The sequence below is a fragment of the Paenarthrobacter sp. Y-19 genome, from assembly GCF_029223985.1.
GTDB classification, from domain to species: domain Bacteria; phylum Actinomycetota; class Actinomycetes; order Actinomycetales; family Micrococcaceae; genus Arthrobacter; species Arthrobacter nicotinovorans.
The window spans coordinates 1,020,135-1,045,860 of record NZ_CP119414.1 but is presented as its reverse complement, the minus strand read 5'-3'; the positions used below and the strand labels follow the sequence as shown (position 1 = coordinate 1,045,860).

The window sequence follows — 25,726 nt, the reverse complement described above, 5'->3', positions numbered from 1 at the left end:
ACACCTTTATTCGAATATATGTTCGATAACTGAGTGTACAGCGAACTGCGGACATTCACGTCGTGGATGAATTAGTCTAATGAAATGATTATTTGGCGTGGTTGGGGAATTTTGGTCCTCGTCGTGTTCGGTATTTGCGGTGGTTTGGCGGGCGGCTTGTCGCACGGCAATCCGATCGCAGTAGGTGTGGGCTTCCTGGCCGGTGCAGCCGGGATCTGGTATCTCGGAAACTGGTTCAACCGCACCAGGCCCACAGCGGGCTACGAGGCAGCGGTCAACGCCAGAAGCCAGGAATTGTCCAGAATGGTAGAGGTCGGCGCCTACCAGCACCCCGGCCTTCCCGCTCCTCAATCCTTCGAGGAGGCACGTGCCCTCGCGGATGAGCAACTGAAATACGAGGCCGAGTCCGCCCGGCGCGGGTACTTCAACCGGCACAGCCTCTTCTTCCTGCCCATGCAGTACTGGGCGTTTGTGGCGGCCTTCGCCGGCGTTGCGATGATCATCAGCGGCCTGGTCCGGGGCTGATCCAAGAAGGGACGGGTTCAGCCCACCTTGTACCGCAGATGCGAGACCAGGCTGGTACCACGGACCTGAAGGGGTTCAAGCTTCAGCTCGCCTACACCGTCCAGCAAACGCTCACCTGCGCCCAGGACGATCGGCGCGATATGGAGCCGCAACTCGTCAATGAGGCCAGCGGACAGGAATTGTCTGGCGGTTGAGGCTCCACCGGCGATGGCAACGTTCTTCCCGCCCGCAGCTTCCTTGGCGCGCGAGAGCACTGAGCCGATGTCGTCATTGACGAAATGGAAAGTGGTGCCGCCCTCCATCACCATGGGTTTGTGCGGGTGCGAGCTGAGAACGAACACCGGCGCGTGATACGGGGGTTCTTCGCCCCACCAGCCGCGCCACTGCTCCGGCCACAAGTGCTCGCCCGGTCCAGCGAACATGTTCCGGCCCATGATGTAGGCGCCGGCTTCGAGGATCCCGGCGACCTCGGCGGCGTTGGTATCCCGTTCCTTGAACTGCCAACGGTGCAGCTTCTCTCCCCCTTCGCCGAGCGGTTGTTCCATACTCTGGTTCGGTCCGGCAACAAAGCCATCAAGGGACACAGTGAGGTCACACGTAACGAGGGTCATGCGCCCATCCTGCCATCGGCGCACCGGGGCCACCAGAGCACGCCGGCCTCAGGAGACGTTGAATCCGCCATTGCTGTGCAGGACCTGGCCGTTGATCCAGGAACCCGCGTCCGAGAACAGGAACCGCACCAGGTTCGCGGTGTCCGTGGGTGTACCCAGGCGTCCGGTCGGGGTCGCCCGGGTCGTCCAGCCGCGTACGTCGTCGTCCATCCAGCCGGTGTCAATCGGCCCGGGATTGATCACGTTGGCCCGCACCCCTTTGTCCCCGAGTTCGACGGCGGCCGCCGTTACGATCCGGTCCAGGGCACCCTTGCTCGCACCATATGGCAGGTTATGGACGGTGTGGTCGCTGGTCAACGCCACGATCCTGCCGGCCACTTCGCCGGGAGGTACGGCGGGCAGCTGCTCTGCAAACGCCTTGATGAGCAGCCATGGGGCCCTGGCATTGACGGCAAAATGGCGGTCCCAGCTTTCCACCGAAGTAGTGAGGATACTGCTGTCCACAGATTCGCAGTGCGAGACCACCAGCCCGGTCACGGGGCCCAGTTTCCGTCCCGCTGCAACGAGTGCCGCCGGTACACCAGGGTCGCTGAGGTCCCCGGATACGAGTTCGACGGCGACACCCTCCGCGCGGCACCCGGCGGCTATGGCGGCGGCATCGCCAGGTGACGATTCGAGGCCAAGCCGGTCGTCGTAGGGCTTCCAGTGGTTCAGGACAAGGGACCAGCCGTCGGCTGCCAGGCCCCTGGCCAGTGCTGCCCCGATGGAGCGGCGCCTGCCTACGCCTGTGACAACGGCAACCTTGGTTTCTTTTTCCAACGTCATCCCTTGACCCTATGCCGCGGCCCCGGCGGGTTCTACGCTGGACCTCTTAGCACCCACGAATCAGCACCGCGGAAAGAAGGCGGCCATGGCACGGAAACCAGGACCCACGCTTGAGCAACTGAACATCCTCGTGGGTTCGTGGGAGACCACCATCCCCAGTGCCGGAACACAGGGACGGACCACTTTTGAATGGCTGGAAGGTGGCGGCTTCCTCATCCAGCGTTCCACCGTGGCAAGGCCCGAATACCCCAACGCAGTCAGCGTCATCGGTGCAACGGGCTCGGACCGGGCATTCCAACAGCACTACTTCGACTCACGCGGCGTTGCCCGCATCTACGACATGACGCTCAGGGACAATGTATGGACGCTTTTCAGGGACGGACCGGACTGGCCGCAGCGCTTTGTTGGCCACATCAGCCCGGACGGCAACACCATCACCGCCCGCCTGGAGCGCGGCACCTATCCCGGAGGCCCACTGGAGCACGACTTCGACATGGTTTACTCGCGGATTCATTGAACCCTGTGCACCAACAGCATTACTCCACCTCATTTACAGATCCCTTGCCCGGTGGGAACATAAGGCCCATAGTCCGCGGAGGCAACGCCCGGCCACGCCCGGCATCCTCTGCCGCTGCCATGTAGTCAGCTCTCCTCTGAGAGGAACGGCCATGGGTCGTCTGGGGACCGGGAACAGTGGGGATGCGGGTCCCGAACCCGCTGATGATCCCCGACGCCACAGCCTGGACCGCATCGAAAAGGTGGACGCGGTGGTTGTCGGATCGGGGTTCGGCGGCTCGGTGGCAGCCTTGCGGCTCGCCGAAGCCGGACAGTCCGTGGTGCTCATGGAACGCGGCAAACCGTACCCGCCCGGAAGTTTCGCCCGTACGCCGTCGGAGATGGGCAAGAACTTCTGGGACCCCGACCGTGGGCTGTACGGCCTCTTCGACGCCTGGACCTTCCGCGGGACAGAGGGGCTGGTATCCAGCGGACTCGGCGGCGGCTCCCTCATCTACGCCAACGTGCTCTTGCGCAAGGACGAGAAGTGGTTCGTCAACGAATCCCCCATCCCGGGCGGCGGCTACGAGAATTGGCCGTTTACCCGGGCCGACCTGGACCCCTACTACGACGCCGCCGAAGCCATACTTCAACCCGTTCCCTACCCCTACCAGGACACCGCCAAGACCGTGGCCATGGAAAAGACGGCAGCAAACCTGGGACTGTCCATCACCCGGCCACCCATTGCGGTCACCTTCGCCGCGGAACCAGGAGCGGCACCCCGGACCAACCAGGCGCTCCCGCTGCCCCACTACGGCAGCATCCACGGCCCCAACACCGTGCGGACCACCTGCACGCTCAGCGGCGAATGCGACATCGGCTGCAACGCCGGCGCCAAGAACACCCTCGACCACAACTACCTCTCGGCGGCTGCCTTCAAAGGCGCCGATATCCGTACCTTCCATGACGTCCGCGGCATCCGGCCCCTGGACCGGGACGGCGGCGGCTACGAACTCCGCTACGTCATCCACGAACCGGATCGTGGGGGCGGACTGCTCACCGAACGCATCATCCATTGCCGCCGGCTCATCCTGGGAGCGGGCACCTTCGGCACCAACTTCCTCCTGCTGCGCAACCACGGCTCCCTGCCCGCGCTCAGCGACGCCCTGGGCACCCGCTTCAGCGGCAACGGTGACCTCCTGACGTTCATCATGGAAGCCAAGACACCCGCAAGCAACGGCTCGCGGCCAGGAGTCAGGGCACTCTCCGGGAGCAAGGGGCCGGTGATCACCACAGCGGTCAGGGTCCCGGATGGGAACGACGACGGCGGCGACGGCCGCGGCTACTACGTGGAGGACGCCGGGTACCCGGCCTTCATGAACTGGCTCATCGAGACGGCCCAGCTGAAAACCGCTGTAAAACGCACGGCGAAGGTGGCGGGTCAGTTGTTCAAGGACCGACTGTTCGACGCCGGCCGCTCCAACGTCTCGGCAGACCTCGCCGCCGCCCTGGGAGACGGGCGCCTGTCATCCAGTTCCATCCCCTTGCTCGGCATGGGGCGCGACATACCCGACGGCGTCATGACACTGCGCGACGGACGCCTCGCCATCGCCTGGACCATGGCGACGTCCACCGCGTATTTCGACCGTGTCCGCCGAACGATGTCGGATATTGCCAAGGACCTCGACGGCAACTTCATCGACAACCCGCTCTGGTGGGCCAAACGCGTCATCACCGTCCACCCCATTGGCGGAGCCCCCGCCGGGCGCCACCCGGGCGAGGCAGTGTGCGACTCCTACGGTGAAGTTTTCGGCTACCCCGGGCTGTTCGTGGTGGATGGCGCCGCAATGCCCGGACCGGTAGGCGCCAACCCCTCGCTGACCATCGCCGCCTTCGCTGAGCGCACGTGCGCCCACATCGTCGAGACCAGTGACAAAGCCCGCCACAGGGGCATCAGCCCCAGCGATGCGGTGGCCGTTCAGCAGGAGGCGGCCGGCGCCGTCGTCGACGTCGGAAGTGTGGCTCCGCGCGCTTTGGCCCCCGACGCCACCAAGGGCAAGTCCGCACTCCCGGAACGGCCTGCGAGCGCCGTTGCCCCGGGCACAGCGCAGCGTCCGGAGGGGCCCGGCACCCGTGGCCTGGCAAAGCCCGGGAGCTCAAGGAAGGAAGCGACCTCCGTTCGGTTCACCGAGCAGATGCATGGGTGGTTCAGTCCAGGAGTCAGTGATCCGGAGAAGGGGCGCAGCCTGGGCAGGGACCGGTCCCGGCGGATCATGTTCGAGCTCACGATTACTGCCGAAGACATCGATCAGTTCGCTGCGGATCCTGAGCATCCGGCCAAGGCCGAAGGGTATGTGCTGGCTGATTATTTCGGCGGCCGGATGCCGGTGGAACGTGGATGGTTCAACCTGTTCGTCGCGGACACCTCCGACGACGGCGGGCCGGCCAGGCGCATGCTGTACAGGTTGTGGCTGCGCGACCCCGGCGGTACGCCGTTCACGTTCACGGGTCACAAGCTCATCCACAATGAAGCGGGATTCGATCTCTGGCCGGACACGACCACTCTCTACGCAACCATCGCCCGGGGCCATGTCCCGCCACCTGAAAGGGACGCGCCACCTGAAGTCCCTGCTGAACCCCCAAGGGTGCGGCAGGAGGGCACCGTGGGCGCCGGCATCCTCTACATCCGGCCTTTGGACTTCGCCCGGCAACTGACCACCTTCCGGGCCGAGGGCGCTGAGCCGGCCGCTGGACTGCTGACGTTCGGGAAGCTGTTCGGGGGCGAACTCTGGCAGGTTTACGGGCGAACACCCCGACGCATATCCTTTCCATTCACGCCGAAGCAATGAAGATCCGGGAGCTCGCGCAACACCACGCCGTCCTGGGTTTCACTCCACGGACCGCGGTCCGCTGGCTCTCGCCCATGTCGCTGGCGCGTACCGCCCTGAAGGTCATGGCCGCCACCGTCTTCGCCGATTTTGGCGACAAACGAGAGTTGGAGGGCAGCTTCCCGGACGATCCGCTGAGCCTGGACAAGCTGCCCGACGCTGGCCAGCCTGCGCAACCGGTGGTCAGCGAGCGCGGCCTGCCGGATCCCGCTGGCCCGGATCCAGGCAGCCCGGATCAACCCGCCGAACTGTGGCTCGACTTCGCGGCGGACCTCGGCGACGGATTCGATGCCACGTACACGGTTGCCTCCCTGCTGGCCCAGGATGCCCTCAGCGTCGGGGGCCTGGTCCTCCCGAGGGGCCGCGTCCTGGTCCTGGGCGGCGACGAGGTCTACCCCGTGGCGTCCCCGGCCGGATATAAGGACCGGATGGTCGGGCCGTACCGGATGGCGTTGCCACGAAACCAGGCGCCATCTCCCGGCATGCCACCAAACCTGGCGCCGATCATGCTGGCCCTCCCCGGAAACCACGATTGGTACGACGGCCTGACCTCCTTCATCCGGGTCTTCACGCGGCAACGAAGCATCGGCGGATGGCGGACCATCCAGACCCGCAGCTACTTCGGCCTGCGGCTCACCGGACAACCACCACGGCCCGGCCATCACGGCGTTCCGGGCTGGTGGCTGCTGGGCCTGGACAGCCAACTGGGCCAGTACATCGACGAACCACAACTGGAATACTTCTACCGCAGCGTCACGTCCCAGCTGCAGCCTGGAGACGCGATCATCCTCTGCGTAGCCGCCCCCTTCTGGGTCAAAGGAACCACTGAATTCCAGCAAGTGAGCTTCTTTGAGCAGGACTATCTGCGCCGCCGCTTCAATCCGGCCACGCAGCTGTTCGAGGACACAGGGGCCAACGTCCGGCTCTGGCTCACCGGGGACCTCCACCACTACTCCCGCTATGAACAAGACACTTCCGACGCCGATGCAGGAAAGACACAGCTCATCACGTGCGGGCTGGGTGGGGCGTACCTGTCGGACGCCCACTGGCTGCCGGACGAACTCCTCCTGCCTGCACACGCCGTCCCGGGAGACCCGTTCAGTGTGCCCGCCGCCGGGAGCCACCCGGCAGCGGGACGCCGTTTCACCAGAAGCTCCACCATCTATCCTGACCAGTCCGACTCACACCTCCTGGGACCACGCCTGGCCAACCCCTTGTCCCCTTCATGGCTACCGGTGCGTAACCCGGGCTTCGGATTGTCCATTGGCCTGCTCCATGTGGTTGCCGCTCTCACGGCATGGACGGTGTTCAGTGCTTTCCGCGGTGAATCGTTCGTGGACGGGCTCCACGGGCTCACGCGCGGAAACACCCTTCTCCTTCTTGCCGTGCTGGTCCTTGTCGTCCCCGTGCTGCTGGGCGTGACCACCCTGGCGGCCCGGACCTTCCGTATCGCCAGTTCCGGCGTTGTCGTCTTCGCCCGGGGAGCGCTCTTCCAACTCGCGGCGCTCGCGGTGAGTGCCGGCGTCGTCATCCTTGTTCCGTGGCCCGGCAATTGGCCGGACGTGGTGGTGGTGCTCCTGGCGCTGGCATTGGTCCACGTTGGCGGGTGGGTGCTGGGCAGCGAAGCCTTCGCACTGTACATCCTGGCTACCCCAAGCGGGGAAGTGTCCACCTGGAAAATGTCAGGACAATCCATCGAGGACCACAAAGGCTTCCTCCGCCTCCACCTGGACTCGGACGGCTCATTGACCGTCTACCCCCTGGCCGTGGACACCATCTGCCGCGACTGGCAGCTGACCGGAAACGACGACGGCGCGCGGTTGCTTCCCAAGGCCGGCCTTCCTGCCGTCCGGCTGCTTGAACAGCCCATCACCATCGCACAGGAGGGACCCGCATCATGATCATCACCCGTGCAGGACACCGGACCGAGGTCATCCCGTTCCGTGCCCGGGACAACACTCCGCTCAGCCTGGTCCACGTGACTTCGCCGGCGGAAACCACCAAAGGGCCGGTGCTGCTGGTCCACGGATCCGGCGTCAGGGCAGAACTGTTCAGGCCACCGGTCAGGACCACCATTGTCGATGTACTCCTCGAAGACGGCTGGGACGTGTGGATGCTGAACTGGAGGGCCTCCATCGACCTCGACCCCCTGTCCTGGACGCTCGCCGACGCCGCCGTGTACGACCACCCTGCCGCCGTCGAACACGTCCTCAACGCGACCGGAGCCGAAACGATGAAGGCCGTCATCCACTGCCAAGGCTCGACGTCGTTCACCATGTCCGCCGTCGCCGGGCTGCTGCCCCAGGTGGACACGATCGTCTCCAACGCCGTCTCGCTCCATCCGGTAGTGCCACCTTTCTCCCGCCTCAAGATCGACTACCTCACGCCGGTGGTGAAAGTCTTCACCCCGTATCTCTCGCCCGCTTGGGGATACAAATCCCAGGGCTACTTCACCCGGGCCATCCGCGGCCTGGTCAAAGCGACCCACCACGAGTGCGACAACACCGTCTGCAAAATGGTCAGCTTTACCTACGGCAGCGGGCGGCCGGCCCTCTGGTCCCACGAAAACCTCGACGACGCCACCCACCAGTGGCTCAGCGGCGAGTTCGCAGAGGTGCCCGTGACCTTCTTCGAAGAGATGGGCCGAAGCATCAAGGCCGGGCATATGGTGGCTGCCGGCAACCACGCCGAACTCCCCGACAACCTTGTGGCGGAAGCCCCGCAAACGGATGCCCGGTTCGCCTTCATAGCCGGTCTGGACAACCGCTGCTTCCTTCCCGAAAGCCAGCAACGTACCTACAACTTCTTCCAGCACCACCGTCCCGGCAAAGATTCGCTCCATCTCATCCCCGGATATGGCCACCTTGATGTCTTCTTTGGCCACCATGCCTGGCGGGACACATTCCCCGTCATCCTCCAGGAGCTGAACGGAACCAAGGAGCCGAACACATGAAAACCCTCACCCAACTGGTCACTCCCCTGCTCAAGCTCATGCCCTCACCGGTTCCCCGCAGACAGGAACGCCTTCGCGGCCAGCATGCTTTCGCCGACGGAATCAAATATGTGATGCCGGTCAATTCCGATGACTCACCAGTGCTGATGGCAGCCTTTCCCATCAACAAACGCGCGGCCGCAGCGGTTCTTCCCGGGACTGAAATGCGCCCCTTCAGCCTGGGCGGCAAAGGGCTGCTGGTAGTCACAGTGGTCAACTACAAATCCACGGACATCGGCAAGTACATCGAATACTCCCTGGCCATTGCCATCACCCATGGCAGCCGGCCGGCGCCGCCCATCCTGCCGTTGCTGTTCCAGAGGACGTTCAAGCTGGGCCAGTTCGTGGTGGACCTGCCAGTCAGCACGGAAGTTTCGGTCAAGGGCGGCAAGGGAATCTGGGGCATGCCCAAGCACCAGGCCAACCTCGACTTCGTCGTCACAGACTCAACCGTCTCAGCGCTCTACGAGAAAGACGGGAAGCTGGGCTGTTACATCGAAATAGAGCGGCCCGCCGCACCAAGTCCACTGGCGCTGCCCCTGAAACTCGCCGCATCCAACTACTGCGTCTTCCGGAACATGCTGTGGAAGTCCGATATCTACTTCGAAGCCATCGGAGACATCGCCCTGGGAGCACAAGCCAAGGCGCGCCTCATCCTCGGCGACGTTCCCGGCGTCGAACCCTTAAAGGAACTGCAAGTGGAGACCAAACCCGTCTTCACAGCCTGGCTGCCCCAGGCCCACGGCATCCTGGACGACCACTACGAAGCCTGGTTCCTCACCGCCCCCACCCCATTGGAAGCAGCGGCCCTTCAAGGGGGCGACATGCTGGACAGCGTCACGGACCTCGGCCAAAGCCAGGAATGGCTCGCGCCCCCGGACCGCAGCAGGGTACCGGGCGCCGTTTCCAACCCTCATGCCGGCGGCACACCGTGAACTGGCTCCTCCTGATCAACGCCCTCTACTTTCTCTTCGGCGCCACCATGTATGTCGGCACCATGTGGGTTCTCAAGTTCTTCCTCTACCCCACCTGGCACTCGCTGGCACGGGACAACGTAGACATGCATTTCGGCATCCCCACCCGCGCCGCCACGAAGTTCTTTACCGTCGTGGTGCCTGTCATGTTCATCTCCGGAGGCATCCTGGTGTGGTCCGAATGGGGAACCATCCGCGTCGTCTTCGCCATCATCTGCCTGGCAGGAATCATTGCACTGACATTTGTCGGGCAAGGCCTCATCATCCCCATCAACGTGAGGATCCGCGGCGGCGACTTCGCAGATGACACCGAACTCCGGTCCCTGCTCAAACGGTGGATGATGCTCAACGACATCCGTTTCTACGTCTCCACCCTGGCCTGGGCCTCGATGGTGTGGCTGCTCGTTGACCGTGGCCGGCTGCTGGAGTCCTTCACATGAATGATCCCCTTCGTGCGGTTCTCGCGTTCATTGCCGCCATCACCGTCCTCACCGGCGCCGCGCAATTGCCCTTCGGCGGTCCGATCCTTCAATTGCTGGGCTCCGAGGACACTGCAACTACCCGCCAACTGTTCGGGACAGTGGGCATGTTCATGGTGGTGGTGGGCGGGCTGCTCCTCCACACACTCCTCAGCGGCGCCCCCTCACCCGACGTAGTCCTTTGGTCAGGACTGCAGAAGGCCGGAGCCTTCAGCGCGGTGGGCATCGGGGTGCTGAACGGGGTCTTTTCTCCCATTGCACTCTGGGTCGCGTTCTTTGACCTCGCGACGGCGGGACTCCTGTTCGTCTACTGGCGCAGGATCCGCTTCGCTGCAGCCAGCCCTGGGCTCGCCGGAGGAAGAACACCGTGAAACGCTCCCTGGTCCTTGCCGGCGGAGGGATGCGGGTGGCGTGGCAGACAGGCGTGGTCAAGGCGCTTGCCGAGGAGGGTTTGGAATTCCAGCACATCGATGGCACCTCCGGCGGCATCCTCACGGCCGGAATGATGCTCTCCGGAATTCCCGCCGAGGAAATGTGCCGCCGCTGGTCCGGCGTGGACGTCAAAGACTTCAGCTCCGCCCTGCCCTTTGCTGATTACGTCAAAGGGCCGTGGTCCCTCCCCGCGCTGGGAGACGCCGACGGCATCCTGGGCAAGATCTTCCCGGCCCTCGGCATCAACGCAAAGAGCATCCGAAACCGCGCGGCCGGACCGGACGCTGTCGAAGGCTCCTTCAACGTAGTGGAGTTCACTTCGAAACAATGCCACGCCATCGATGCCGCGCACATTGACGCCGAACTGATGGCGGCCGGAATGTCGTTGCCCATCTTCCTCAGGCCGCTGCGCCGGGACGGGAAAATCTGGACGGACGCCGTGTGGGTCAGGGATGCCAACATTCGCGAAGCCTTGCGGCGGGGGGCCGAGGAAATCTGGTTGATTTGGTGCATCGGCAACTCGCCGTACTGGGGGGACGGGCCGCTGGAACAGTACGTTCACATGATCGAGATGAGTGCCATGGGTGCCCTCCTGGCCGACTTCGAAGCTGCCGCCGCCGCGGGGCGCGAGTTTGTGCTGCATGTAATCCGGCCCGAGCACCCGTTGCCGCTGGATCCGGAGTTTTACCTGGGCCGGATCGACGCCGACACACTGATCGGCATGGGGTACCGCGACGCCAGGGCATATATAGGGACGATGTCGCCGACCGGACTCGCCAAAGACCCCCTCTGCACGGCGATGACCGAGCCGTCGCCAGGAGTCCGTTTCATCGATGTCCTGCACGGCGAACTGGACGGTCAACCGCTGACATTCCGGGCCGCCGTCGTGACGCCCTCCGAGCCCGGAGAAGGACTGGCGCAGCTCAGCGGCCACCTGGACTACCCGCCGTGGGGGCGCGTCTTCCTTGCCGGCGGTCATGCGGAGACCGTGGGGGATGACGTGGCCTATCGCTTCCGTTTGCGGCTGAACGGTGGGTGGCGGGATGCGGCCGTCATCCGGACCCTGCACGACGATCCCGGAGCAGATGCGTGGTCAGACAGCCGGAACGCCCGGCTCCACCTGGGCGAACAGGTGGTGGATCTCACTATGAGCCTGATCGATGCGGCCGGCCTCCTGGCTTCTGTTGAACCCGTGGGCGTACACGGCCTGGCCGGGCGGGCACAAGCAATAGCCCGCTTCACAGCCAACGGATTCCGGGAGCTGTTGCGCCGATACTAACCGCGTCCCGGCTTCAATGTGATGCACGTTATTACCGGCGGGTAAACGGCACGCTACGAATGCGCCAAAGATGGCAACAGCGGTGAAACACCCGCGAAAAACCGGCATCCTACGCTGATGAACAACAGCACCAAACAGGTCATCAGCGAAAGGGCCCACCATGTCCTCTACTTCCCTTCACATCGTCATCGCCGGCGCAGGCCCGGCAGCCCAGGCACTGGTGCGGCGATTGGCTGGCAGGACCGACACCCGTCAGCGGCTCTTCGCCGGCACCATCACAGTGCTCAGCAATCGCGACGACTGCCCGGACGCCCTCCTCGAACTCGCCGAACTGCCCCAGGTTTCCGTGCGCTTCGGCCAGGCCGCCAGTTTCATCGACGCTGAGGCCAAGGTAGTCACCACGGTGGACGGCATGGAGTTCGCTTACGACCAACTGGTCATCGCCACGGGTTCGGCCCCCCTCCTTCCCCCGGTAGACGGTGCCGAGGCGGTCCTGAGCTACTCCACCATCGACGATGCCGCCTCCATTGGCGAAGCCGTGAAGGACGTCACCCGGTCTGTCGGCCGCCGTCCGCTGGGAATACTCGTCGGCAACGGTCCAGCAGCGGGCCAGGCCGAAGCGGTTCTCCGGGCACGCGGCGTACGTCCCGTCCGAACCACCCTCCGCCCCACGGCTGTGGTTGCCTCCATTGCTGATTCGGCCATCCCCGGGCAAGCCCTGTCCCCCACGGGAATCGTCTTTGAGGACGGCAGCAGCATGAAGGGCGACCTCGTGGTCCTGGCCGAGGAACGCACCGCACGCAATGGCCTCGCCGAAAGTGCCGGCCTCCGGATCGCGTCCGACGGCGGGATCGCCGTGGGGCGCGACCTCGCCACGTCCGTCCCTGGCATCTGGGCGATCGGTGATGCCGCTTCCTGCGACGGCCTTCGCCTGGGCCTGCTCCTGTCCGCGGAATCTTCCGCAATGCTCTGCGCTTCCGGCATGCTGCTGGGAGCCGTGAGCAGCGAACCCCAGCCAGCCATGGCTGCGTGATTCGCCGACTCCGTAGCTCCCGCCGGGTGTCGGGAACCAGGGAAGAGCAGGTGACGATTCCTACGCAAGCAGTCTTCAGGCGCGACGCGTGCGACTCACGGCCTTGACACCTGGGAAACTTCACTCACGGCCGCCAGCGATAACTAATCCCGGCCATCCTTGGTCGACCTGATTCTGTCCGAGCCCCCTGGCAGCGGTGGGGCTTTGGATTCGTAGTTGTGCCCGCTGGGTGTTCGGAGTTTGAGGGTGTGGCGGGTCCTCGTGCCGGGATTTGCCGGGGTGGGGTTACCGGGCCTGGTGTTTGCGGCCTCGGTTGTTATGGGCTGGGTGGTTCCGGCCTCCGTGGTTGCTGCGGTCCAGCCAGGATGTTCTTTGGTGTGGTTGCATGCTTCGCAGAGCCCGGCGCCGTTGTCCACAGTGGTAGGTCCGCCGTGCTGCCAGGGCACCACGTGATCGATGTGCCTGATGGGCGCGTCGCAGTAAGGGGTTCGGCAGGTGTAGTCACGGGTTTCGATGAAACGCCGGAGCCGCGGCGGGAACAGCCTGGATTTGGAGTCCGTGGTGAGAAGTTCCCCGGAGGTCGGGGCGGTGTAGAGCCGCCGAAGCCAGAGTCCGTACTCGGAATCCCGAACCGGCGCTACGGTTTGGGAAAGCGTTCCTGCCCGACCCATGCCACCGTTTCTGCGTCCTGAAATCCCGGCCTGTCCAGCGTCATGGCTTGTGTTCCCCGCCGCCTCCGGGTTTGCAAGTTCGCGCGCCCATTGTGCCGGGACGACGCCATAGCCCTGCAACCGGGCGGGTTCACTGTCGCCTTGGAAAAGGGCCCGATCGGTCATGACGAGCTGGACTTCAACCCCGCTGATCCCGCCGGCCTTGCCTGTGAGACGTTCAACCAAGGTATCTGCCATGACCTGGCCCCGGCCCCGTTCCGCAGCCCCTGAGCCAGCACCCCCGCGGGCCCGGACCGAATCCGCGGCACGAGACAACGCCGCGTAAGCTGCAACCCCCTGGGCCGCCGGCAGCAGGGCAGTCAAAACCGTCATTGTCTCCGGCGCTGGTCGCAAAGTCACCGTTCGGTCCGCGGCTGCACGGGCCGCACGCTGGGCAACCGAGCGCGGATCACGCTGATACGCAGCAGCCCTGGCAGCCGCGATCACGCCCTTATCCCCCACGCCCTCAAAAGTCCCGGTATCCGCGGCCAATTCCGCATCTACCCCAGCCCGGTCCTCCACTGACAAGCACGCTGTTTCCTTCACCAACAACGTCGCCCGCCACTCATTCAACATCCCCGAGTCCAAGGCCGCCATCGTGCGCGGCATCTCGAACACCAGCGCCTTCGCCAGCCCCAGAAGCCGCGCTCCCCGGTTCGGGGATTCCCGCCGCGCCAACGCGATCTCGGCTCCCACATCATCGCCGCGTTCGGACACCGGCACCCCGGCCGCGGCCCGCTCAGCAGACCGGGCTGCCTCAAACGCCGCCGCAACCCTGGCCTGCAATCCGCAAATCGCCGACTTCATCTCCTCCAACACCCGCAACTGCCCAATCAAGTCACCACTTAGGGACCCAGGGCCCTCAACACCCGAACCGGGAGCAGCCGGCCCGGGATCACTCTCAACCACCGACGCCCCAGCAGAACCAACCGGCCCCGCCGCCGACTGTCCTTCCACCGGCTCCCGCCCCTCCCGAATCCACTCCATACCGCAACCCTTCCAGCCACCACCAACAGCCAAAAGACACCGAGCCCCCTATGTGGAAAACCCCGCTCCAGCACCCGCGGAAATCCCCGCGCCCCACCCACCAGCGACCCCCACGGGGCCGCGGGGAGCCCCGCCGGATGTGGCAAGATGGTCCTTTGACGGGCAGTGACAACCCTGCGGCCACCGGGCCGGCCACGCCCTGCACGGAAGGATCCCATGAGCAACGAAGCCGTCGCCCCTGCAAACATCGCCTCTTACATCGACCACACGCTGTTGAAGCCCGAGGCCAGCGAGGCAGACATCCTCAAGGTGTGCGCGGAGGCCGTGGAGTACCGGTTCAAATCTGTCTGCGTGAACCCCGTGTGGGTCAAGACCGTCACCAAAGCGCTCAAGGGCTCAGGCGTCCTGACCTGTTCGGTGATCGGGTTCCCGCTGGGTGCCACGCCCACCGACGTCAAGGTGTTTGAGGCCCGAGGTGCGGTGCTGGATGGTGCCAACGAAATCGACATGGTGATCAACATGGCTTCGGCCCGCGCCAATGACAAGGGCGCGTTGGTGGACGACATCCGAGCTGTGGCCGAAACGGTCCACGCAGGCGAAGCCATCCTTAAGGTGATCATTGAAACATCCATGCTCAATGACGAGCAGAAGGTCATCGCCTGCGAGGCAGCAGCGGAGGCAGGCGCGGACTTCGTCAAAACGTCCACGGGATTCAACGGCGGTGGTGCCACGGTTGAAGACGTTGCCCTGATGCGCAAGACCGTTGGGCCCGGCCTCGGCGTCAAGGCCTCCGGTGGCGTGCGCTCCCTGGCCGACGCACAGGCTATGATTGCTGCTGGTGCAACACGTATCGGAGCGAGTTCCGGAATTGCCATCGTCAAAGGTGAACAGGGTTCATCTGCCTACTAAGGCTTCCGCTACCGCCAGAGATTTTTGAGCCCTGCGGGGCCGAGGAGGAATGAATGTCCAAGAACACCACAAGTGCCCCCATTGAAAAAGAGAACAATCTCGGCACGAGCATTGTCTTGTTCCTGGTCATGATCGTGCTCTTCCTGGGCGCCATCTACTCGCTCTCCTTCCTGAGCTTGGACAACCCGTGGCCGATGGCCGTGTGCCTTGGCCTCTTCGCCCTGGCTTTCTGGATCCCCCAGACCATTCTCGGCCGGTCGGACTCCGCCGGCGAAAGCTAAACCTCAAACAGCAACGCGGTGTGACTTACGGCCCATCCCGAAGGGGACCATGGGCCGTAAGTCACACCGCGTTTGGCTTTTAAAGCGCCAGCGCGGCAAGGAACGCGGGCCAGTGCAGCTTCGCCAGTGTCCAGGCAGCGGCCCCCATCCCCACCATGGCGTAGCCGCTCACAGGAATCAGCACCAACCATTCCCGCCGTGACCCCGCCCTGCCCAACAGCGGCAGGGAGAAAGCCCCGTTCGCCCGCCAGATTCCACTGACAACGGATTTCCGCAAAAATTTCGGTGGTTTGATGACGATCGGCCACAAGAGCGGCACCCCGCCAACGGTGATCATGTCCCCCACAATGTGGACCACCACGCCCGTCAGCATGGACAACGGGAGCCAACCCCATTGGGCCGGGGCGAACCACGTCACCAGGCCGGCCATGAGCAGGGCGAACAGCCAGTTGGTGATCCACCCGGATTTGGGGAACAGGTTCAGCGCCTTGGCGGCCAGGTTGATCATGAACATGCACAAGAGTCCGGCACCCACCGACAGTTTTCCCACCGGCGTCACCATCTGGAATTGCGCCGCCATGGCGGCCAGCACCACGAAGGCCGAGGCGCCGAGCAGTGAGTGCGTCCCTTGCCGGTGCCCACCGCTGGCTTTCTCGATGCCCACGGCAATCACGTTGGACAGTGGCGGCAGCGAGTTGGCGATGGTGCTGTGCCGGTGGTCCCAGTCGCATACCAAGGCCGTTCCCGCCGTCGCCATGGCGCCAATCAGGATTCCAGTGGCATCCAGCGGGTACCAGCCGAGCGCGTAGGGGCCGGTTGAGGCAATAGCTATCCACGCCGCGGCTCCCGACGCGGCGTGGTGTCCTCCCATCATTCGCCTAGCCTGCCTTCACGGGGGCTTCGGCGAAGATCGCTTCAATGACGTTGTTGGCCCACTGCAGGATCTCGGCGTCCTGGAGGTCACGGCCGCCGATCCGGGCGGTCTTGGGCTTGGGGATCAGCACGGCGTCGAGCGCAGGCTTGACCTGGGAGCCCGGGTACATGCGGTTCAGGCGCATGGTTTTGGATTCGGGCAGTTGCGCCGGCGAGAAGCGGATGAAGTTGCCTTGGAGCGCGACGTCGGACAGGCCGGCTTCGCGGGCACCCACCCGGAAGCGCGCCACGGCAATGAGGTTTTGGGCCGGCAGCGGCGGCTCACCGTAACGGTCCACGAGTTCGGCCAGGACTTCATCAATGGCCTCATACGTGATGGCGGCAGCGAGCTTCCGGTACGCCTCAAGACGCAGCCTCTCCCCGGGAACATAGTCATGGGGCAGGTGCGCGTTGACCGGCAGCTCGATCTTCATCTCGGCGGCCTTCTCTTCAGCCTCACCGCGGTACTCGGCCACGGCCTCGCCCACAAGCCGGATGTAGAGGTCGAAGCCGACACCTTGGATGTGGCCGGACTGTTCTCCGCCGAGCAGGTTGCCTGCACCGCGGATTTCCAGGTCCTTCATGGCCAGTTGCATGCCGGCGCCGAGCTCGTTGTGCGCCGCCACTGCCTTGAGCCGTTCCAGCGCCACCTCACCCAAGGGTTTCTCGGAAGGGTAGAGGAAGTAGGCGTAGGCGCGCTCACGGCCACGGCCTACGCGGCCTCGGAGCTGGTGCAGCTGCGAGAGGCCATACTTGTCGGCCCCGTCCACAATCAAGGTGTTGGCGTTGGAGATGTCCAGGCCGGTTTCGATGATGGTGGTGCACACCAGGACGTCGAAGCGTTTTTCCCAGAAGTCCACGATGATTTTTTCCAGGCGGCTCTCGGACATCTGGCCGTGGGCAACTTCCACCCGGGCTTCGGGAACCAGTTCACGGATCTGCGCGGCAATGCGTTCAATCGAGGACACCCGGTTGTGGACGAAGAACACCTGCCCTTCGCGCATGAGTTCACGGCGGATCGCGGCGGAGGTTTGCTTGTTGGTGTACGGACCTACATAGGTCAGCACCGGGTGGCGTTCCTCCGGCGGTGTGGCCAGTGTGGACGTTTCGCGGATCCCCGTCAGGGACATCTCCAGTGTTCGCGGAATGGGCGTGGCACTCATCGCCAGGACGTCCACGTTGGTGCGCATCTTCTTCAGCGCTTCCTTGTGTTCCACGCCGAAGCGCTGCTCTTCGTCCACGATCACCAGGCCGAGGTCCTTGAACTCGAAGTCCTTGGACAGCAGCCGGTGGGTACCGATCACGACGTCGACAGCGCCGCTCTTGACGCCCTCGGCCGTTTCCTTGGCTTCCTTGCTGGTCTGGAACCGGGACAGCGGCTTCACGCGCAGCGGGAAGCCGGAGAACCGTTCGGTGAAGGTTTCGTAGTGCTGCTGCGCCAACAGGGTGGTTGGTACGAGCACCGCCACCTGTTTGCCGTCCTGGACAGCCTTGAAGGCGGCGCGGACGGCGATTTCGGTCTTGCCGTAGCCGACGTCACCCGATACCAACCGGTCCATGGGGATTTCCCGCTCCATGTCGGCTTTGACCTCGTTGATGGTGGTCAACTGGTCGGGTGTTTCCACGTAGGGGAACGCTTCTTCGAGCTCGCGCTGCCACGGCGTGTCCGGTGCAAAAGCGTGGCCGCGGGATGCCATGCGGGCAGAGTACAGCCGGATCAGTTCCCCGGCGATTTCCTTGACGGCCTTGCGTGCCCTGGACTTGGTGCTGGCCCAGTCCGCGCCGCCCATTTTGCTCAGCGCAGGCGTGTCCCCGCCCACGTAGCGGGTCACCTGGTCCAGCTGGTCCGTCGGTACGAACAGCCGGTCGCCAGGGGCACCGCGCTTGGACGGCGCGTACTCCAGCACCAGATACTCGCGCAGCCCGGCGTCGGACGACGACGTCCCGGTCACCTTGCGCTGGATCAGCTCCACAAACCGGCCGATTCCGTGCTGTTCGTGGACCACGAAGTCACCCGCGTGCAGCTGCAAAGGATCCACGGCGTTGCGCCGTTTGGACGGCATGCGCCGCATGTCTTTGGTGGAGCTCGCTGTCGCCCGTCCCAGCAGGTCGGCTTCGGTCAGCAGCCCCAGTTTGAGGCCGTCCAGGACAAAACCGCGTCCGACGGCGGCAGTGGTCACCTCGATGATGCCCGGTTGGGGTTCCTGATCCAGGGAGTCGACGCGGGAACAGGGAATCTCTGCGTCGTGGAACAGCTCAGCCAGGCGCTGCGCGGGACCCGGGCCGTCCGTAACCACCACGACGCGCCACTGCTCGCGGACACGGGAGCCGATGAACTCCAGCATCTCGGCCACATCGCCCTGGTAGCCACGCGGTTCGCGGGCACGCATGTTGAGGACATCGATGTCCAGGACCAGGTCCTCGTCCGAGGCGAGGGAGGTGATGGACCACCAGGACACGCCGTGTTCCAGCGCAGCTGAACGGGTATCGGTCAGTGAGCGGAAACTCGCGGCGTGCAAGTCAGTGGAGGCCTGTGACGACAAATCGAGGGGCGCCGCACCGCCGTCGGACGCCGTGGACCAGGCCGCTTCCAGGAACTCTTCGTTGGTCGCCGCGAGGTCATGCGCGCGCGTGCGCACCTTCTCGGGTTCGATCACAACGGACAGGGAGCCGGCCGGGAGCTGGTCCACGAACGGAACCATGGCATCCACCAGCACCGGGGCCAGGGATTCCATGCCTTCCACCGCAATGCCCCCTGCGATCTTCTCCAGCATGTCGGCCGCCGCGGGCATGTCTGCCTTCAGCTTCGCCGCACGGGACATTACCGAGGGTGTGATCAGGATTTCCCGGCACGGAGGGGCATGCAGTTCCGTGGGGTGGTGGATCCCGGGTGCACTCAAGGAACGCTGGTCGGCCACGGCGAACCAGCGCATCTGATCCACCTCGTCGCCGAAGAACTCCACCCGGATCGGGTGGTCCTCGGTGGGTGGGAAGACATCGAGGATTCCGCCACGGACGGCGAATTCGCCGCGGTGCGTCACCATGTCGACGCGCGCGTAGGCGGCGTCGGAGAGGGCCCGGACAACGTCGGTGAAGGAGCGTTCCTGGCCTACTTGCAGGGTCACCGGCACCAGGTCACCCAAGCCGGCCACGATCGGCTGGACCACAGCGCGGACCGGAGCCACCACCACACGCAACGGGGCCGCCGTCGAGGTTTCCGGATGGGTCAGGCGGCGCAGAACGGACAGGCGGCGTCCCACGGTGTCCGACCGCGGCGAAAGGCGCTCGTGCGGGAGGGTTTCCCAGCTGGGGAAGGTGGCCACAGAGTCCGCGGGGAGGTAGGAGCAGAGCGCCGCTGTGAGGTCTTCGGCTTCACGGCCGGTGGCGGTCACGGCCAGGACCACCGGGGTTGCCGCGTCATCGGCGCCGGTGTCCGCCAGGGCATCGGCCATTTCGGCGAGCAACACCGCACGCATCCCCGTGGGGGCACTGATCTGGTAGTCGGCGTTCCGGTCGCTGAAGGACCGCGCCGCCTCGGTACGAACGCGCGCGAAAGTCTTGTCCTCCGCCAGTGCGCGGCGCAGACCGTTGAGGCTCATGGCAGAAACTCCTAGGGTGGGTCCAAGGGCAGGCAACACAAATGCCCGGAAATTCAGATGAATGCCGGGTCATTCCAGCCTACCTCCACCCCCAGCCACAGGAGTTCCTTTGCAGCCTTCGGAAGCTACGCATTCCAACACCACGCAGGACACCAGGACAGTGCTGGTGACCGGCGCCACCGGTTACATCGGCGGTCGGCTGGTCCCCCGGCTCCTCGAAGCCGGCCACAAGGTCAAAGTCCTGGTCCGCACGCCCCAAAAAATCGCAGACGTTCCGTGGCATGACGACGTCGACATCATTGAGAACAGCCTGTCCGACGCCGACGGCCTCTCCGAGGCGCTCAACGGGGTGGACGTTCTGTACTACCTGGTCCATTCCATGGCCTCGGGCAGCGGTTTCGAGGCCAAGGAAGAAGCCATGGCCCGCCTCGTCGCCGGGGCAGCTGCGGAGGCCGGAGTGGACAGGATCGTGTACCTCGGCGGACTGCACCCGGAGAACACGGAACTGTCCACACACATGCGTTCCCGCGAAACCGTGGGCAAAGTCTTCCTCGAATCACCCGTGGACTCGATCGTGTTCCAGGCGGGCGTGGTGATTGGCTCCGGCTCCGCATCCTTCGAAATGATCCGGCACCTGGCAGACACCCTCCCGGTCATGCCCGCGCCGAGCTGGGTCAACAACCGGATTGAGGCGATCGCGGTGCGCGACGTCCTGCACTATCTCGTGGCGGCGGCGGCCCTGCCGGACAAGCTGAACCGCTCGTTCGACATCGGCTCACGGGAGATCCTGAAGTACAAGGAAATGATGAACGAGTACGCCGTGGAACGTGGCCTGCCTCGCCGGCTGGTCATCGCGCTTCCCGTTCCCGCGCCGAAACTCGCCGGACTGTGGGTCGCCTTGGTAACACCGATTCCGCTGTCCATGTCGCTGCCGCTGGTGCAGTCACTGCAGCACGACGCCGTATCGCGGGAGCACGACGTCGACCGTTACATCAAGCAGCCCGACGGCGGCCTGACCTCCTACCGGCGAGCCGTAGCCTTGGCGCTGGGCAAGGAACGGGACGGTCAGGTGGAGACCACTTGGGCCAACGCCGGTATCGACGCCGATCCCCTCCCCAGCGACCCCGATTGGGCCGGCTACAAAGTGTTCCTGGACGAGCGGACCTTCCATAGCGAAGCCAAGCCGGAGCATGTGTGGACCATCATCGAGGGCATTGGCGGCAAGAACGGCTGGTACTCGCTGCCTTTGGCGTGGCGGGTGCGCGGCTGGCTGGACAAGCTGCAGGGCGGCGCGGGGCTGCTGCGCGGCCGCAGGCACCCCAAGACGCTGAACACCGGCGAAGTGGTGGACTGGTGGCGGGTTGAAGCCATCGACCGCGGCCACCTGCTGCGGTTGCGCGCCGAAATGCGCGCCCCGGGTGGTGCCTGGCTTGAGTTGTCGGTGGAGCCCGACGGCGACGGGAGCCTCTATAAGCAGCGCGCGATTTTCTTCCCCCGCGGCTTGGCCGGACGGCTGTATTGGCTGGGCGTGTATCCGTTCCACGGCTTCATCTTTCCGTCCATGGCCCGCAACATTTCGGCAGCCGCGACCACCCTTCAGGAGGAATCGGGTTCAAGTGTGTCCACCCGGACCCCGTAGGATGTTGGGAGCTAAAAAGCTTCACCACCACCATCCACGGAGGACCCATGGCCCTGAGTGCATCCACCACCCTGCCCCACAGCGTTGACCGCGTAGCGGCCGTCTTTGTCGACGAGGATTTCCTGCGCCACACGAGCGAATACGTGGGCGGCTCGCTGGAATCGTTCACCGTTGACGGCGACACTGCCGGCGCTTTCACCACCACCACCGTCCGCACGTTGCCCACCACCCGCCTGCCGGAGATCGCCCGCAAGTTCGTCGGCGAAACCTTGAAGGTCACCCAGACCGAGCAGTGGGAAGCCCCGGCTGCCGACGGCTCGCGCGCCAGCACCATCGCGCTGAAGATCGCCGGCGCACCGTTGGATGTCACCGCGGTCCAACGGCTCGTGGCCGAGGGCGGCAGCACCCGGATCGAACTCGAAGGCAATGTGACGTCCTCGGTTCCGTTCCTGGGTGGAAAGATCGCTGACGCTGCCGAGCCCATGGTGGGCAAGGCCTTGGGCATCCAGTCGCAGCAGGCCCAGGCCTGGCTCGAAAGCCACTAGCATGCAGATTCCCGCAATCCTTGCGGTGGTCCTGATTGTGGCCGGCGTGTGGTCGCTGGCTGTGTGGCCGCAGTTCCTCAAGCGCGTCATGAAGGATCCCCGGGCCCGCGACGCCGCAGGCAAGGCCACAAAGTTCCTGACGGTCCACGTCGTCCTGGTCACCATCTCCATGGTGCTGGGACTGGCGACGGCGGTCATCGGAATCGCGGGCCTCGTCGCCTGAGCTTCGTCCCACCCGACTGGGGACGGCAAACGCTCCACTGAGCCCTCAGTGGAGCGTTTGCCGTCCCCAGGTTGGGTAAGATGGACATTGGTGTGCCGGGAAGTCTGGTCGGCGTGTATTTGCTGTACCCGCCCTATGACCGCCCACTGTTAGGAGCCCTCAGTGGCCCAACTGCCTCCCGTCCCGCCCAAAACCCCCTCCAGCAAAGTCTTCACCCGCTCCAGCTACCCGGAGTATCGCAGGATCCTCTCGATCCTGCGTACGGAAACCGTGGGCGGAGCACTTCTCCTGGCCGCAACAGTGATAGCCCTCATCTGGGCAAACTCCCCCGCAGCCGACGGCTACTTCGCACTCCGCGACCTCAAGATAGGCTACGAACCCTGGCACCTTGAGCTCAGTCTGGGCCACTGGGCCTCCGACGGACTGCTGGCGGTGTTCTTCTTCCTGGCGGGACTGGAGCTCAAACGCGAATTCGTGGCCGGGGAACTCCGCAAACCAGCCCGGGCTGTTGTTCCTGTGGCTGCGGCGATCGGCGGCGTCGCAGTCCCTGCGCTGATTTTTGTTCTCTTCAACCTCGGTTCCCCTGAAACCCTCAAGGGCTGGGCCATTCCCACGGCGACGGACATTGCCTTCGCACTGGCGGTCCTGGCTGTGATCAACACGCACCTTCCCGCCGCGCTCCGGACGTTCCTGCTGACGCTTGCCGTGGTGGACGACCTCATCGCCATCGGCATCATCGCCTTCTTCTACTCCACTGGGCTCCAGCCGCTCATGCTGCTGGCCGCGCTCGTCCCGTTGGCGCTCTTCACGTTCTTGGTACAGAAGCGGATCCGCAGCTGGTACCTCCTGGTGCCGCTGGCCCTGGCGACGTGGGGGTTCGTTCACGCATCCGGCATCCACGCCACCGTGGCAGGGGTGTTGCTGGGCTTCGCCGTCCCTGTGTTTGCCAGTGGGAAGAAGGGTGAGCCCGCCGAGGGCCTCGCCGAGCACTTTGAGCACCGCCTGCGCCCGTTCTCGGCAGGTTTTGCCGTTCCGGTGTTCGCGTTCTTCTCCGCCGGTGTGGCCCTGGGCGGGCTGGACGGCATGGGCGCGGCGTTGCGGGATCCCGTGGCGCTGGGCATCGTGGCCGCGTTGGTGCTCGGCAAGGCTGTGGGCGTCTTCGGCACGACGTTCCTGGTCACCAAGACCACGCGCGCCAGCCTGGATTCCGGCATCGCATGGATCGACCTTTTCGGGCTGGCGCTTCTGGCCGGTATCGGCTTCACCGTCTCGCTGCTCATCGGGGAGCTGAGCTTCGGTGCAGGTTCAGCCCACAACGACCACGCCAAGGTGGCCATCTTGGCGGGTTCCTTGATCTCGGCGCTGTTGGCCGCCGTCGTCCTTAAGGCCCGTAACCGGCGGTACCGGCAGGTGCAGGCGGACGAAGAACGGGACGACGACGGCGACGGCGTACCTGATGTCTTTGCCCGCAGCTGACGCGGAGGTGCCTCGGAGCTAGGCCGTTGCCTGGTTGAGGGCGTCCTCGGCAGCCACCCACGAGATCATGGCGCACTTGACCCTGGCTGCGTAGCGGGCTACTCCCTCGAACGCTGCGGCGTCGCCCAGGATCTCCGGGTCTGCCTGCACCTTCCCGCGGGAACGCAGGACCTCCCGGAAGTTGTCGATCACGGAATGCAGTTCCGCCACGGACATCCCCTCACCCATCTCGCTGAGCACGGAGGCCGAGGCCATGGAAATGGAACAGCCGGCACCGTCCCAACTGATCTGCTGGACTGTTCCGTCCGCGACGGCGAGCCGCAACGTCACTTCGTCCCCGCACACGGGGTTCAGCTGGTGCGATTGACCGGTGGAGGCACCCGCAGGGGCCAGTGTTTCGGCGAGCCCGCTGCCGTGCCGCTGCTTGGAATGGTCCAGGATGATCTGCTGGTAAAGCTGGTCAAGACTCATGGTGCTGATGCCCGTTTCTTTGCAAAGTCAGTGTGATCAGGCCTGGAAGTAGGCCCGCACGCCCGAGACGGCGTCGAGGAAAGCATCGACGTCGTCCGTGGTGTTGTAGAGGTAGGTGCTGGCCCGGGTTGTGGCCGTTAGGCCGAGGCGCCGGTGGAGCGGCTGGGCGCAGTGATGGCCGACGCGAACAGCGATGCCGCGGTCGTCGAGGAACTGCCCGACGTCGTGGGCGTGGACCCCGGCGACGTCGAAGGCTGCCAAACCGATCCGCTCAGCGCCGGACGCAGGGCCAACGACGCGGATACCGTCGATGCTCTCGAGTCCCTTGACCAGTCGCTGGCCCAGGGTGGCTTCCCAGGCATGGATGCGGTCGATGCCCGTTTCGGAAAGGTAGTTGACGGCGGTGGCCAACGCCACAGCCTGGGAGATGCGCTGCGTTCCGGCTTCAAACCGCTGCGGCGCGGGCAGGTACTCCGCACGTTCCATGGTGACGGTGGTGATCATGGAGCCACCGGTGAGGAACGGCGGCAGCACGTCCAGGAGCTCCTGCTTTCCGTACAGCACCCCGACTCCGGTGGGAGCCAGCATCTTGTGCCCGGAGAACACGGCGAAGTCGACGTCGAGCTTCTTCACGTCCACCGCCATGTGGGGAACTGACTGGCAGGCGTCCAGCACCACCAGCGCCCCGACGCGGCGCGCCATGGCCACAAGATCGGCCACGGGATTGATGGTGCCCAGGACGTTCGAGGCGTGGGTGAAAGCAAGGAGCTTGGTCCGGTTCCCGATGATCTCTCCGGCGGCATCAAGGCGAAGCGCACCGTCGTCGGTAATGGGGATGTGCTTGAGCGTGGCACCGGTGCGGAAGGCGAGTTCCTGCCAGGGAATGAGATTGGCGTGGTGTTCCATCTCCGTGACCACGATTTCGTCGCCGGGACCGATGGCCAGTTCCTTCAAGGCGGAGCTGCCGCGACCCTGGGCTGCCCACAGCGCCGCGTTGGACAGGGCATAGCTGATGAGGTTCAGACCCTCGGTGGCGTTGGAGGTCCATACGGTTTCCTCGTAGCGGGCACCAATGAAGTCCGCCACGGTCTGGCGTGCGTCTTCAAAGGCTTCGGTCGCTTCGACAGCCAGGTGGTGGGCGCCACGGTGTACGGCAGCATTGCGTTGCTCGTAGAACTCCTGCTCGGCTTCGATGACGCTGAGCGGATTCTGCGAGGTGGCACCGGAATCAAGGTAGATCAGCGGTTTACCGTTGACCAGTTGGTCCAGCACCGGGAAGTCGTTCCGGATCCGCAACACCTCCGCGTTGTCCATGGCATGCATGGACTGTTGCAGTGAGGCTGGAGTTGATACGGCAGTCAAGGGGCGCTCCTTGGGAATCCTTCAGGGACTCCTCATTATCCCACGTGGGCCCGGATCGGGCGGTGTGCCGTACAGCACG

Annotated in this window: 23 protein-coding genes; 16 read left to right on the top strand and 7 right to left on the bottom strand. The window is 64.8% G+C overall.

Going from position 1 to position 25,726, the window contains the following annotated elements:
• Positions 1-84 precede the first annotated feature (84 nt).
• Positions 85-525 carry a hypothetical protein gene (locus PYR64_RS04905; protein ID WP_039240372.1) on the top strand — a complete coding sequence of 147 codons (441 nt, stop codon included), beginning with the start codon at positions 85-87 and terminating at the stop codon, positions 523-525.
• Between the two features lie 17 nt (positions 526-542).
• Here the strand turns inward: PYR64_RS04905 and PYR64_RS04900 are convergent, their stop codons facing one another.
• Together PYR64_RS04900 and PYR64_RS04895 are read right to left on the bottom strand one after the other, a co-directional pair.
• Positions 543-1,136, bottom strand: a complete 594-nt coding sequence (locus PYR64_RS04900) for a dihydrofolate reductase family protein (protein WP_018777369.1) — start codon at positions 1,134-1,136, stop codon at positions 543-545.
• Between the two features lie 48 nt (positions 1,137-1,184).
• Positions 1,185-1,961, bottom strand: a complete 777-nt coding sequence (locus PYR64_RS04895; RefSeq protein WP_018777368.1) for an SDR family oxidoreductase — start codon at positions 1,959-1,961, stop codon at positions 1,185-1,187.
• A gap of 85 nt (positions 1,962-2,046) precedes the next feature.
• Between PYR64_RS04895 and PYR64_RS04890 the strand changes: the two genes are divergently transcribed.
• The 9 genes from PYR64_RS04890 (at position 2,047) to PYR64_RS04850 (ending at position 12,533) form a co-directional block, all read left to right on the top strand.
• Positions 2,047-2,478, top strand: a complete 432-nt coding sequence (locus tag PYR64_RS04890; RefSeq protein ID WP_039240369.1) for a hypothetical protein — start codon at positions 2,047-2,049, stop codon at positions 2,476-2,478.
• Positions 2,479-2,629: 151 nt separating this feature from the next.
• Positions 2,630-5,305, top strand: coding sequence for a GMC oxidoreductase (locus tag PYR64_RS04885; protein WP_197493537.1), 2,676 nt, complete (start codon positions 2,630-2,632; stop codon positions 5,303-5,305).
• Complete coding sequence (locus PYR64_RS04880; protein ID WP_275778694.1) at positions 5,302-7,245, top strand: hypothetical protein; 1,944 nt, start codon at positions 5,302-5,304, stop codon at positions 7,243-7,245. The genes PYR64_RS04885 and PYR64_RS04880 overlap by 4 nt, the downstream gene beginning before the upstream one ends.
• On the top strand, positions 7,242-8,297 hold the full coding sequence (locus PYR64_RS04875; RefSeq protein WP_055974950.1) for an alpha/beta fold hydrolase: 1,056 nt from the start codon (positions 7,242-7,244) through the stop codon (positions 8,295-8,297). The genes PYR64_RS04880 and PYR64_RS04875 overlap by 4 nt, the downstream gene beginning before the upstream one ends.
• Complete coding sequence (locus tag PYR64_RS04870) at positions 8,294-9,271, top strand: acetoacetate decarboxylase family protein (protein WP_018777363.1); 978 nt, start codon at positions 8,294-8,296, stop codon at positions 9,269-9,271. The genes PYR64_RS04875 and PYR64_RS04870 overlap by 4 nt, the downstream gene beginning before the upstream one ends.
• Positions 9,268-9,750, top strand: coding sequence for a DUF1772 domain-containing protein (locus tag PYR64_RS04865; protein ID WP_275778691.1), 483 nt, complete (start codon positions 9,268-9,270; stop codon positions 9,748-9,750). The genes PYR64_RS04870 and PYR64_RS04865 overlap by 4 nt, the downstream gene beginning before the upstream one ends.
• A complete protein-coding gene (locus PYR64_RS04860; RefSeq protein ID WP_275778689.1) occupies positions 9,747-10,160 on the top strand; it encodes a hypothetical protein in 414 nt (137 codons plus the stop codon). The genes PYR64_RS04865 and PYR64_RS04860 overlap by 4 nt, the downstream gene beginning before the upstream one ends.
• Positions 10,157-11,500 (top strand): patatin-like phospholipase family protein, encoded by a 1,344-nt coding sequence (locus PYR64_RS04855; protein ID WP_275778688.1) that lies wholly within the window; start codon positions 10,157-10,159, stop codon positions 11,498-11,500. The genes PYR64_RS04860 and PYR64_RS04855 overlap by 4 nt, the downstream gene beginning before the upstream one ends.
• Positions 11,501-11,660: 160 nt before the next feature.
• On the top strand, positions 11,661-12,533 hold the full coding sequence (locus PYR64_RS04850) for an FAD-dependent oxidoreductase (protein ID WP_275778686.1): 873 nt from the start codon (positions 11,661-11,663) through the stop codon (positions 12,531-12,533).
• A 143-nt stretch (positions 12,534-12,676) separates the two neighbouring features.
• On the opposite strand, the gene PYR64_RS04845 is transcribed toward PYR64_RS04850, so the two are convergent.
• Entirely contained in the window at positions 12,677-14,230 is a 1,554-nt protein-coding gene (locus PYR64_RS04845; RefSeq protein WP_181423283.1) for an HNH endonuclease signature motif containing protein, read from the bottom strand.
• 216 nt (positions 14,231-14,446) lie between these two features.
• On the opposite strand from PYR64_RS04845, the gene deoC reads away from it, so the two are divergent.
• Positions 14,447-15,139, top strand: coding sequence for a deoxyribose-phosphate aldolase (gene deoC, locus PYR64_RS04840; protein WP_064721888.1), 693 nt, complete (start codon positions 14,447-14,449; stop codon positions 15,137-15,139).
• A 53-nt stretch (positions 15,140-15,192) separates the two neighbouring features.
• Positions 15,193-15,420, top strand: coding sequence for a hypothetical protein (locus PYR64_RS04835; RefSeq protein WP_018777356.1), 228 nt, complete (start codon positions 15,193-15,195; stop codon positions 15,418-15,420).
• Between the two features lie 79 nt (positions 15,421-15,499).
• On the opposite strand, the gene PYR64_RS04830 is transcribed toward PYR64_RS04835, so the two are convergent.
• Entirely contained in the window at positions 15,500-16,294 is a 795-nt protein-coding gene (locus PYR64_RS04830; protein WP_079581068.1) for a metal-dependent hydrolase, read from the bottom strand.
• 4 nt (positions 16,295-16,298) lie between these two features.
• The gene (gene mfd, locus PYR64_RS04825) at positions 16,299-19,931 is read right to left on the bottom strand and encodes a transcription-repair coupling factor (protein ID WP_275778682.1); all 3,633 of its coding nucleotides are present in this window, start codon (positions 19,929-19,931) and stop codon (positions 16,299-16,301) included.
• A 109-nt stretch (positions 19,932-20,040) separates the two neighbouring features.
• Between mfd and PYR64_RS04820 the strand changes: the two genes are divergently transcribed.
• The 4 genes from PYR64_RS04820 (at position 20,041) to nhaA (ending at position 23,814) form a co-directional block, all read left to right on the top strand.
• Positions 20,041-21,570, top strand: coding sequence for an SDR family oxidoreductase (locus tag PYR64_RS04820; protein ID WP_079581070.1), 1,530 nt, complete (start codon positions 20,041-20,043; stop codon positions 21,568-21,570).
• Positions 21,571-21,617: 47 nt separating this feature from the next.
• Positions 21,618-22,115 (top strand): DUF2505 domain-containing protein, encoded by a 498-nt coding sequence (locus PYR64_RS04815; RefSeq protein WP_018777352.1) that lies wholly within the window; start codon positions 21,618-21,620, stop codon positions 22,113-22,115.
• Between the two features lies 1 nt (position 22,116).
• A complete protein-coding gene (locus PYR64_RS04810) occupies positions 22,117-22,338 on the top strand; it encodes a hypothetical protein (RefSeq protein WP_018777351.1) in 222 nt (73 codons plus the stop codon).
• Positions 22,339-22,500: 162 nt separating this feature from the next.
• On the top strand, positions 22,501-23,814 hold the full coding sequence (nhaA, locus tag PYR64_RS04805; RefSeq protein WP_018777350.1) for a Na+/H+ antiporter NhaA: 1,314 nt from the start codon (positions 22,501-22,503) through the stop codon (positions 23,812-23,814).
• Between the two features lie 18 nt (positions 23,815-23,832).
• On the opposite strand, the gene sufU is transcribed toward nhaA, so the two are convergent.
• Together sufU and PYR64_RS04795 are read right to left on the bottom strand one after the other, a co-directional pair.
• On the bottom strand, positions 23,833-24,285 hold the full coding sequence (gene sufU, locus PYR64_RS04800; RefSeq protein WP_055974938.1) for a Fe-S cluster assembly sulfur transfer protein SufU: 453 nt from the start codon (positions 24,283-24,285) through the stop codon (positions 23,833-23,835).
• Positions 24,286-24,321: 36 nt separating this feature from the next.
• On the bottom strand, positions 24,322-25,647 hold the full coding sequence (locus tag PYR64_RS04795) for a cysteine desulfurase (protein ID WP_275778678.1): 1,326 nt from the start codon (positions 25,645-25,647) through the stop codon (positions 24,322-24,324).
• Between the last annotated feature and the right edge of the window lie 79 nt (positions 25,648-25,726).

Excerpts from the sequence above, each read along its gene's own strand:
- PYR64_RS04830 (WP_079581068.1), bottom strand. The coding sequence starts at position 16,294 with ATGATGGGAGGACACCACGCCGCGTCGGGAGCCGCGGCGTGGATAGCT.
- PYR64_RS04885 (WP_197493537.1), top strand. The coding sequence starts at position 2,630 with ATGGGTCGTCTGGGGACCGGGAACAGTGGGGATGCGGGTCCCGAACCC.
- PYR64_RS04905 (WP_039240372.1), top strand. The coding sequence starts at position 85 with ATGATTATTTGGCGTGGTTGGGGAATTTTGGTCCTCGTCGTGTTCGGT.
- mfd (WP_275778682.1), bottom strand. The coding sequence starts at position 19,931 with ATGAGCCTCAACGGTCTGCGCCGCGCACTGGCGGAGGACAAGACTTTC.
- PYR64_RS04810 (WP_018777351.1), top strand. The coding sequence starts at position 22,117 with ATGCAGATTCCCGCAATCCTTGCGGTGGTCCTGATTGTGGCCGGCGTG.
- PYR64_RS04890 (WP_039240369.1), top strand. The coding sequence starts at position 2,047 with ATGGCACGGAAACCAGGACCCACGCTTGAGCAACTGAACATCCTCGTG.
- sufU (WP_055974938.1), bottom strand. The coding sequence starts at position 24,285 with ATGAGTCTTGACCAGCTTTACCAGCAGATCATCCTGGACCATTCCAAG.
- PYR64_RS04835 (WP_018777356.1), top strand. The coding sequence starts at position 15,193 with ATGTCCAAGAACACCACAAGTGCCCCCATTGAAAAAGAGAACAATCTC.
- PYR64_RS04900 (WP_018777369.1), bottom strand. The coding sequence starts at position 1,136 with ATGACCCTCGTTACGTGTGACCTCACTGTGTCCCTTGATGGCTTTGTT.
- deoC (WP_064721888.1), top strand. The coding sequence starts at position 14,447 with ATGAGCAACGAAGCCGTCGCCCCTGCAAACATCGCCTCTTACATCGAC.
- PYR64_RS04870 (WP_018777363.1), top strand. The coding sequence starts at position 8,294 with ATGAAAACCCTCACCCAACTGGTCACTCCCCTGCTCAAGCTCATGCCC.
- PYR64_RS04895 (WP_018777368.1), bottom strand. The coding sequence starts at position 1,961 with ATGACGTTGGAAAAAGAAACCAAGGTTGCCGTTGTCACAGGCGTAGGC.
- PYR64_RS04850 (WP_275778686.1), top strand. The coding sequence starts at position 11,661 with ATGTCCTCTACTTCCCTTCACATCGTCATCGCCGGCGCAGGCCCGGCA.
- PYR64_RS04880 (WP_275778694.1), top strand. The coding sequence starts at position 5,302 with ATGAAGATCCGGGAGCTCGCGCAACACCACGCCGTCCTGGGTTTCACT.
- PYR64_RS04845 (WP_181423283.1), bottom strand. The coding sequence starts at position 14,230 with ATGGAGTGGATTCGGGAGGGGCGGGAGCCGGTGGAAGGACAGTCGGCG.
- PYR64_RS04860 (WP_275778689.1), top strand. The coding sequence starts at position 9,747 with ATGAATGATCCCCTTCGTGCGGTTCTCGCGTTCATTGCCGCCATCACC.
- PYR64_RS04875 (WP_055974950.1), top strand. The coding sequence starts at position 7,242 with ATGATCATCACCCGTGCAGGACACCGGACCGAGGTCATCCCGTTCCGT.
- PYR64_RS04815 (WP_018777352.1), top strand. The coding sequence starts at position 21,618 with ATGGCCCTGAGTGCATCCACCACCCTGCCCCACAGCGTTGACCGCGTA.